General features: G+C 34.0%; 7 protein-coding genes, 1 tRNA gene and 3 pseudogenes. 7 read left to right on the forward strand and 4 right to left on the reverse strand.

Features of this window, described 5'->3' with window-relative positions; all coding sequences use genetic code 11:
* Window positions 1-171: 171 nt before the first annotated feature.
* Window positions 172-247 (reverse strand) — tRNA-Thr (locus GQO39_RS07720).
* Window positions 248-698: 451 nt separating this feature from the next.
* Between GQO39_RS07720 and GQO39_RS07725 the strand changes: the two genes are divergently transcribed.
* Window positions 699-875 (forward strand): SlyX family protein, encoded by a 177-nt coding sequence (locus GQO39_RS07725; RefSeq protein ID WP_156851665.1) that lies wholly within the window; start codon window positions 699-701, stop codon window positions 873-875.
* Between the two features lie 314 nt (window positions 876-1,189).
* Here the strand turns inward: GQO39_RS07725 and GQO39_RS09505 are convergent, their stop codons facing one another.
* Complete coding sequence (locus GQO39_RS09505; protein WP_156851666.1) at window positions 1,190-1,519, reverse strand: hypothetical protein; 330 nt, start codon at window positions 1,517-1,519, stop codon at window positions 1,190-1,192.
* Window positions 1,520-1,700: 181 nt separating this feature from the next.
* Here GQO39_RS09505 and GQO39_RS07735 point away from each other — a divergent pair, with 181 nt between their 5' ends.
* From GQO39_RS07735 to GQO39_RS07750, 4 genes are read left to right on the forward strand one after another with little or no spacing between them, the layout of a single operon-like run.
* Window positions 1,701-3,155: an amino acid permease gene (locus tag GQO39_RS07735; protein ID WP_156851667.1), complete on the forward strand. Its 1,455-nt coding sequence runs from the start codon at window positions 1,701-1,703 to the stop codon at window positions 3,153-3,155.
* A 12-nt stretch (window positions 3,156-3,167) separates the two neighbouring features.
* A complete protein-coding gene (locus GQO39_RS07740; protein WP_156851668.1) occupies window positions 3,168-3,848 on the forward strand; it encodes an energy-coupling factor ABC transporter ATP-binding protein in 681 nt (226 codons plus the stop codon).
* The gene (locus tag GQO39_RS07745; RefSeq protein WP_156851669.1) at window positions 3,845-4,483 is read left to right on the forward strand and encodes an energy-coupling factor transporter transmembrane component T family protein; all 639 of its coding nucleotides are present in this window, start codon (window positions 3,845-3,847) and stop codon (window positions 4,481-4,483) included. The genes GQO39_RS07740 and GQO39_RS07745 overlap by 4 nt, the downstream gene beginning before the upstream one ends.
* A 15-nt stretch (window positions 4,484-4,498) precedes the next feature.
* Window positions 4,499-5,053, forward strand: a complete 555-nt coding sequence (locus GQO39_RS07750) for a biotin transporter BioY (RefSeq protein ID WP_156851670.1) — start codon at window positions 4,499-4,501, stop codon at window positions 5,051-5,053.
* Window positions 5,054-6,542: 1,489 nt separating this feature from the next.
* On the opposite strand, the pseudogene GQO39_RS09510 reads toward GQO39_RS07750, so the two are convergent.
* Window positions 6,543-6,872: pseudogene (locus tag GQO39_RS09510) on the reverse strand (antA/AntB antirepressor family protein); the annotation flags it as partial.
* A 278-nt stretch (window positions 6,873-7,150) separates the two neighbouring features.
* A pseudogene (locus tag GQO39_RS09515) lies at window positions 7,151-7,346 on the reverse strand (hypothetical protein); the annotation flags it as partial.
* Between GQO39_RS09515 and GQO39_RS09310 the strand changes: the two are divergent.
* Together GQO39_RS09310 and GQO39_RS07755 are read left to right on the forward strand one after the other, a co-directional pair.
* Window positions 7,346-7,486, forward strand: a pseudogene (locus tag GQO39_RS09310) (lysozyme); the annotation flags it as partial. The pseudogenes GQO39_RS09515 and GQO39_RS09310 overlap by 1 nt on opposite strands.
* Window positions 7,483-7,675: hypothetical protein (locus tag GQO39_RS07755; RefSeq protein ID WP_156851671.1), on the forward strand; the 193-nt coding region annotated here is incomplete at its 3' end. The pseudogene GQO39_RS09310 and the gene GQO39_RS07755, both read left to right, overlap by 4 nt.

Here is a 7,675-nt window from a genome sequence, read left to right on the forward strand (position 1 = left end):
GTCTTTAAATAACCTTTGAAAGACCTTTGAAGACCCTTTGAGAACCCCTTTAAAAGCTCTTTGAAAAAAATAAATTGGTACAAAACCTAGTGGCAAAATATACAAAACCCGCCGTCAAGCTACAGCTACAAAGAAAAAATCTATATATTCAAATATGTTAAAGAAATAAAATGGTGCCGCATGCCGGATTCGAACCAGCGACCCCATCATTACGAATGATGTGCTCTACCAACTGAGCTAATACGGCAAAGGCTTATACATTATTTGAACAAAAGTTGTTTTGAGGGTAATAGCCAAAAGTATATATAAAAGCAAGTAAGCATTTTGTTCAATGATTTATAAGTTTCAGTTGTCATTGAAGTAAGGGGAGAACTTTAGGAAGTGAGGAGCTGTTTTTGATTTTTATGCTATAAAGTGCTGATAGATCTTTTCAATTCGTGATCATGTTTTAATTTTGGAGTGATATAAAAACGCATCTTTGCGATGGAAGTTGGTTCAGATATTCTTGTAAAAATGAAAGTATCTATGCTTTTTGTGGGAAAGAAAAAATTGTTGAACAAGCTATATAGAGAATAAAAATATCATTGGTTTTTATGATATGAAGACAAAATCAGCAGAATTGATAAGAGGCGATTTCTCATTTTTATAGGAATAGGAGTAAGAGGGCGGTTTGATAAATTTAAGGTGGAGTAAGAACTATGTTGGATGAAAATCGGTTAATAAAATTGGAAACAAAGCTAGCGTACCAAGAAAGACTCATCGAGGAACTTTCTTCTGTGGTAACTGATCAATGGAAAAATTTAGATGAAATATCTAAAAAAATTGATATTTTAGCGCAGCGATTTTCAAATTTAGAAGAACGAAGTTCCTTTTAAGAAGCTGTTGTATTGTCCTCTCATCAATAGAGGCATTTAATGCCTGTATTAAAGTTCTCAGTTTTTTTGAGATATTGAAGTGTAATGTGTAATATAATAAGTTGCAATGGGCAACAATATCTTTTGCATAATTGCAGTTATTTGCTGTTCAGATTTTTTCTGATGTTTGTAGCAGACATATAAAGTGAATTTCATAATCAGACGCTTTTAATTTGTTTTTATTAACCAAATGATCTTCAGCTATCTCTATAGGATGAAGTTCTCTAGTGGGCGGTATATATGGCATTATAGGCTTGAGAGGTGTCCTCGTAATATCAAATGTATTTTTGGGTATATGAGATTTTGCGAAAAGGCTTTTTGGAGGCATGATCCAAGAGACAAAATATTATTGCTAAAGCGCCAAAGATAGACCATATTGGTAAATAGGTGAGAGTAATGCAAGTTGAGGACAGGAAAGACGGCATGGTATTGCGTATAGACTGGTTAAAGCTATAGATATTTGTTTGCAAAAAATTTACTAACAATTTTATTGAGGGGGGCATCCGATGTGATGTACTTACAGAGTTTGCGCTATCAATGACTGACACTATAATTGTCAGCGTAACAAAAATGAAATCCATTAATTTAAGTAAAGGACGGAGCATATTTCTTCTTATCATTTTTGCATAATATTCGCGTAACGTATAGAAAAATAAAGAGTTGTATTATGACAAGAAAAATAAGTTTGCGTTTGTTTTTTATGATTTTTAAAAAAGATGCACAAAAATTATAGTTAGTTTTCTTGATAAAGATTTAAATTAAATTCAATATGAGTAATAAGGGAAGATGTTTAAGGGCAAGAACGATGAATTGAAGCGTAGCCTTCAAAATCGCCATATTCAAATGATTGCTTTGGGTGGTGTTATTGGAACGGGTCTTTTTTATGGGGCAACGGAGGCGATTCAATTAGCTGGTCCTTCAACCATTTTAGCTTATCTTTTTGGGGGGCTTATTATCTATTTTATTATGCGGATGCTTGGTGAAATGTCTGCAGAAGAACCGACTTCAGGTGCTTTTAGTTTTTTTGCATATAAATATTGGGGACGCTTTGCCGGTTTTATAACAGGTTGGAATTATTGGTTTCTTTATGTTCTTGTGAGTATGACTGAACTTACTGTGATTGGATTTTACCTTGATCATTGGATTTCGTTTGATCATTGGAAATCATCCATCATTGTTCTTTTGGTTATGACACTAATTAATTTGTTTAATGTGCGTTTTTATGGAGAATTTGAATTTAGTTGTGCTTTGATCAAAGTTACTGCTGTTGTTGGCATGATTGTTTTCGGGATTTTTCTCATTGTTACTGGAATGAATGGTAGTCAAGCGAGTATTCACTATCTTTGGAATCATGGCGGTTTTTTTCCGTATGGGGCAACAGGGGTTATTTTGGCTACTTCTGTAGTGATGTTTTCTTTTGGTGGAACAGAACTTGTTGGTATTGCTGCTGGAGAGGCAGCTAATCCACAAAAAACAATTCCAACGGCTATTCGTCAAGTTATGTGGAGGATTATAATTTTTTATATTGGTTCTATCAGTGTTATCATGATGATAAGCCCATGGAACATGATCGGGAAAAGTGGTAGTCCCTTTGTTACAATTTTTGAGACCGTAGGAATTCCTGCAGCAGGTCATATTTTAAATTTTGTGGTCATTATGGCTGCTGTTTCAGTTTATAATAGTGGCATTTATTCTAATGGTCGTATGCTTTATAGTTTAGCTATACAGAAAAATGCACCGCATATTTTTAGTAAACTTAGCTCTGCTCGTGTTCCTTATGTTGCTATCCTTTTTTCTTCTCTCTGTACTGCGATAATTGTCGTTGTAAATTTTATTATTCCTGATAATAGTTTTATGCGGATCATGGCTCTTGCTACTGCAGCAGCGATCATTACTTGGGCTATCATTGTTATTGTTCATTTAAAATTTCGCAAAGCACATAAAAACAAAAAAGGATCGTTTATTTATGCGTTTGGTTTATATCCTTACGCCAACTATCTTTGCCTTTGTTTTCTTGCTTTATTATTTTGTATTATGTTTATCAGCGGCTTTGGGCAAGATGGATTAATGGCTCAACTCTTAGACATGATGGGAATAAAAGCGGCTTTTATTGAGTCATATATCCCAGTGCAGATGTCTGATATGAGTTTGGCGGTTATTATCATTCCTCTATGGTGCTTATTTTTGCTTTTGGGCTATAAGATCAGTGATAGTGGTAGACAAGGTAATAAAAGGGATTGATGGGAATAAATCTTGGGGATCATAAATTTTGATAAGGTGACACAAGTCTTTGGTGATTTGTGTGTTCTAAGAGATATTACTTTACAGCTTACTGAAAGACGAATCGCAGTTATTGGAGCAAATGGTTCTGGAAAGAGCACATTTGTCCGTCTTATTAATGGATTACAACTTCCATCAAATGGTTTTGTGAGTGTTGATGGGCTTGATACAAAACGCGATGCAAAAGCAGTAAAGCGTAAAGTAGGATTTGTTTTTCAAAATCCTGATAATCAGATTGTATTGCCGTTGGTGGAAGAAGATTTATCTTTTGGTCTCAAAAACTTAAAACTTAGTAAGGATGAAATTAAGAAACGTGTGGATGAAATTTTACAGCGTTATGATCTTCAGTCCTTTAAAAATCATGCAGTTCATTTATTAAGTGGTGGACAAAAACAATTGGTTGCTATTTCGAGTGTAGTAGCAATGAGACCAGATTATATTGTTTTTGATGAGCCCACAACATTACTTGATTTGCGTAATAAGCGTCGTGTCACGCAAGTTATAGAGGAATTATCACAAACAGCGATTGTTGTATCGCATGATTTGGAGTTTTTGAAAAAGTTTGATAGAGTGTTAGTTTTTGAGAAGGGCGAGATAGTTGTTGATGATGTGCCTTTTGTTGCGATCAAAGAGTATATAAGAAGAATGTCGTGATTGGTTTATATCTTCCGAGGGATACGCTTATTCATAAGCTACAACCAAGCATTAAGTTGTTATTTCTTGCACTATGTGGAACTACTCTGTTAATGGTTTCATCTATACCATTTTTAGTATTTTTTTTATTGTTAGAAACTTTATTATATAGAGTTGCCAAAATTCCCTTTAGCACTGTGATTCAGCAGTTTAAATCAATAGGATTTTTTTTAGTCGTTATATTTTTGTTTCAAGTTATTTTTGTTAATTGGCTTGAGGGCGTTGAGGTCGTATTGCGTCTTATTATCCTTTTTTCTTTATCATTACTTATTTCATTCACAACAAAAGTTTCAGATATGGTGGCCTCGATTCAAGGAGGGCTTCAGCCCTTTCGTTGCTTTGGTATAAATTCATCAAAAGTGAGTATGGTTATCTCTATGGCGATCAGGTTTATTCCTCTTTTGAGTGAAAAATTTAATGAAGTGCGTGAAGCACAGCGAGCCCGCGGGCTTAATACCAATATTGCAGCTCTTGCAATACCTCTAATTATACGAACCATAAGGATGGCTGAAGAAGTTGCTGAAGCATTGGAGGCACGTTGTTATAATGCTGATGCTGTTGATAAAGTATCTAACGATCAAAAAAATCATTCATAATGAAAGAATTATCTAGTGAATACAAAAGATTTAACTTATATCGCCTTATTTTCTGCTATTTATGCCGTTTTAGGTCTTTTCCCTCCGATTTTTCTTCCTTTTCTTCTTGGAGTTCCTATTACAGCTCAATCTATGGGGCCGATGTTAGCAGGATCTATACTTGGGGCCAAAAGAGGGGCCTTAGCATCGCTTCTTTTCCTTGTTCTTATTGCGATTGGATTACCTCTCTTGCCTGGAGGTCGTGGTGGAATCAGTGTTTTTACAGGAGTTACGAGTGGTTATCTGATTAGTTTTCCATTTGCTGCATTTTTTATTGGTTTTATGGTGGAGCTATTTTGGGCGAGATTGAATTTTATAACATTATTTGTGATAAACACTGTAGGTGGTATAGGAATTGTCTATGCTTTTGGCATACCGTGGATGGCTTATATTACTAGAGTTTCTTTATTAGAAGCTTTAACAGTTTCGTCAGGTTTTATGTTTGGTGGATTTGTGAAGGTATTTATTGCATCTTTTATTGCACTTGCGATTAAAAAATCTGTTCCTCTCATTACATCAAAGAAAGAGTAGTTTTTGCTTTGAATGAGGTTTTGTATCATATACCTCTGAAGCTAAAATAGAGAGGAGATGATGACATTATAAAGCCATATTTTTAATTTTTTTGTCACTTTAATGAAGTAATTCATAGGATAAAAGAAACTTATATTATGTTATCTAAGTTATTATATCAAAGATAATAGTTATATATTCTATATAAATTCTTATTAAGAACTGTAAACTTAAAAATTATCTTATCACTAAAAATTTGATAAATGCACTTTAACACAAATCGTGATGATGATTGTTCTTCTGTTGCAAAGTTTTGTGTTTTTTTCTACAAGAGAAATAAACAATTATCATTCTGAACTTATTTTATATAAATACTTTAATAATGATATGATAGTTTATTTTAATATAATATATTTTATATTATATTGATATAATAACGTTATGTTAAATTTACTATGTTAGTTCTATTAAAGAAGGTGATATTAAAACTATGAATATAAGGTATATATTTTCTATATGTATTTTTGTTTTATGTTTTTTCTCTACAGTACAAGCGTGTGATAGTACAGTCATTCAAAGAGAAAAGTCTGTTATTACTTCTTATAATATTTCTGGTGCGGATTTATTTTCTAGGAAACAGATTGGCTCTTTATTCAATGAAGTTGTTATACTTTCTGTTCCAGAGAATCACGGTACATTTTGGAAAAATGTGGTGCTAATGTTTCAGAAAATGAAGCAAGTGTATGTTAATTTAGGACGATATTTATACGCTTCCATATTCTCCATATTTAATTGGTAGGGAGAGAGAATATATTATTTTAGCTCAGTTTTGCTGTAAAATTATGGAATGTACTTTACGGGATGGCATGAAAGGACTTCAAAAAGAAGTCCTTTTCCGTTAGTTATAGATTGTAGAGGCAAGTATGAAAATCTCATGCTCTTATTTTTATTTATACATCCCTCATTTTAAAAAAGATTAATAAGAATAAAGCGTTGTGTATGATAAAAAGGGATGTAATGTCTCGAGGTAACGGAGCTGAAGTATAGAATATACTTATCAAGTAAAGCTGCAATCTGATCCGAATGGAATGGTGATTTTATAGTAACCTTTCTGTATGTATCAGAAGCAATGCAGCAGGAGAAAATTGAGGGGAAGCTTTAGAACCCGCATTACATAGCTTATCTTATGCGTGCTCTATCTTTACCAATAACACAAATAGTATAAGGCTCTTGTAACGATGACGGTAGATGCATGAAGTGCTCTCAAACTAGCAATGATAAAAGCTTTTAATGAAGCGGATATCACAGAAAGTTGGCTAATCGTCTTGGCAAGAAAGAAACAGAAGAACGATGTATCGTTGATCGAAACTATCCAATTAGGCTTTAAACACTGGTGCAAGCACTAACTGTGTTTGGTAGGGGAGGCGTTATCACAATCAAAGATGCAGCTTAATCTTGTCCCAATGTTTGGTAAGTCAAAGCGTATATTACAGTTATCATCGACAGGTTAGCTTCTTCGTTTTTTTCCGCACTCAATGAAATAACGCTGCCTTTTCTCATTGTGTTCAACCATTGAGAGCTCTTTTACCAAGTCTCATGTAAGGTGATAATTAATTGCGGCAATAGCCATAGATTTTGTGCTTGCTAATATTGTAAACTGTAAATTCTGTGTTTTTATAAAGTTTTTTCTTCTTCAAATTCATAATGATTAATACGATCTGTAATCCAAGTAGCAAAACACGTTTTTTATTCCCCAAAATGTATGTAATTCACATGCATTTACTGTTTGAATAATTGCTTGTTCTATAGTTTGTTCTGTAATTTCTATGAGAGTGTTCATTGTGAACTCCTATCGATTAGAGATTTGTTAATAACATTTCTAAAAGGTGCTTGGTACAAATAAACACAATCGATAGTTATTGCTATGCTCCTCTCAAAAGGGTATTTGGGCATAGCCACCCCCGAGAGAGATACTATATGCTACGCGCGTGTATAATGAGTCAACGTCTTTAATGTGCGAAAAAAGATTGTATCGACAATCTATCTGCTGTCAATTTAAGGCATTTGTTAGATATTCGATATCTCCACATGTATCTGATCTATACATATCTAACATTATCAAGCATTTTTCGATAGTTTTTTATGTTTTTGTTGTTTTGTCTATGAGCGGTTCGTAATTCAGAACGCTTTTAGGAACACCACCGTCGTAAGTTTATGCTTTCACTTGTGCCTTGGTCCTAAAATCTGCCTTTTCCGATATTGTATAACACTGTCCGCCATCAAACTTTTTAGACTCTTTTGTGCCATCTTCATATTATAGGCTCTTGTTCAGGTCTTGGAGGTTTGTTGGCGAGCAATGGTGCCATCCAATGGGCATTAGCAGGAATAATGGTTTTAGCGGCATGTACAGGCATAGTGTTTGTAGCCAAGCGATTTAGGGAGCAACGCTTGTGATTTTTTGGTTTAAGAAATATTTTCTCATGTTTACAGCGGCTTTAGCCGTTTTTTTTATGGCTTTAGCGAAAGCCTTTCACCTTGGCAAGAAAAGCGAATGGCATAAGCAAACAGAAAATGCGTTAAAGACAGCTATGACACGGCTTGAGGTTGAAAATGAAATTAATCAGAAAAGTGATGTTGATGTGC

The organism is Bartonella refiksaydamii, assembly GCF_902652675.1.
Lineage (GTDB): Bacteria > Pseudomonadota > Alphaproteobacteria > Rhizobiales > Rhizobiaceae > Bartonella > Bartonella refiksaydamii.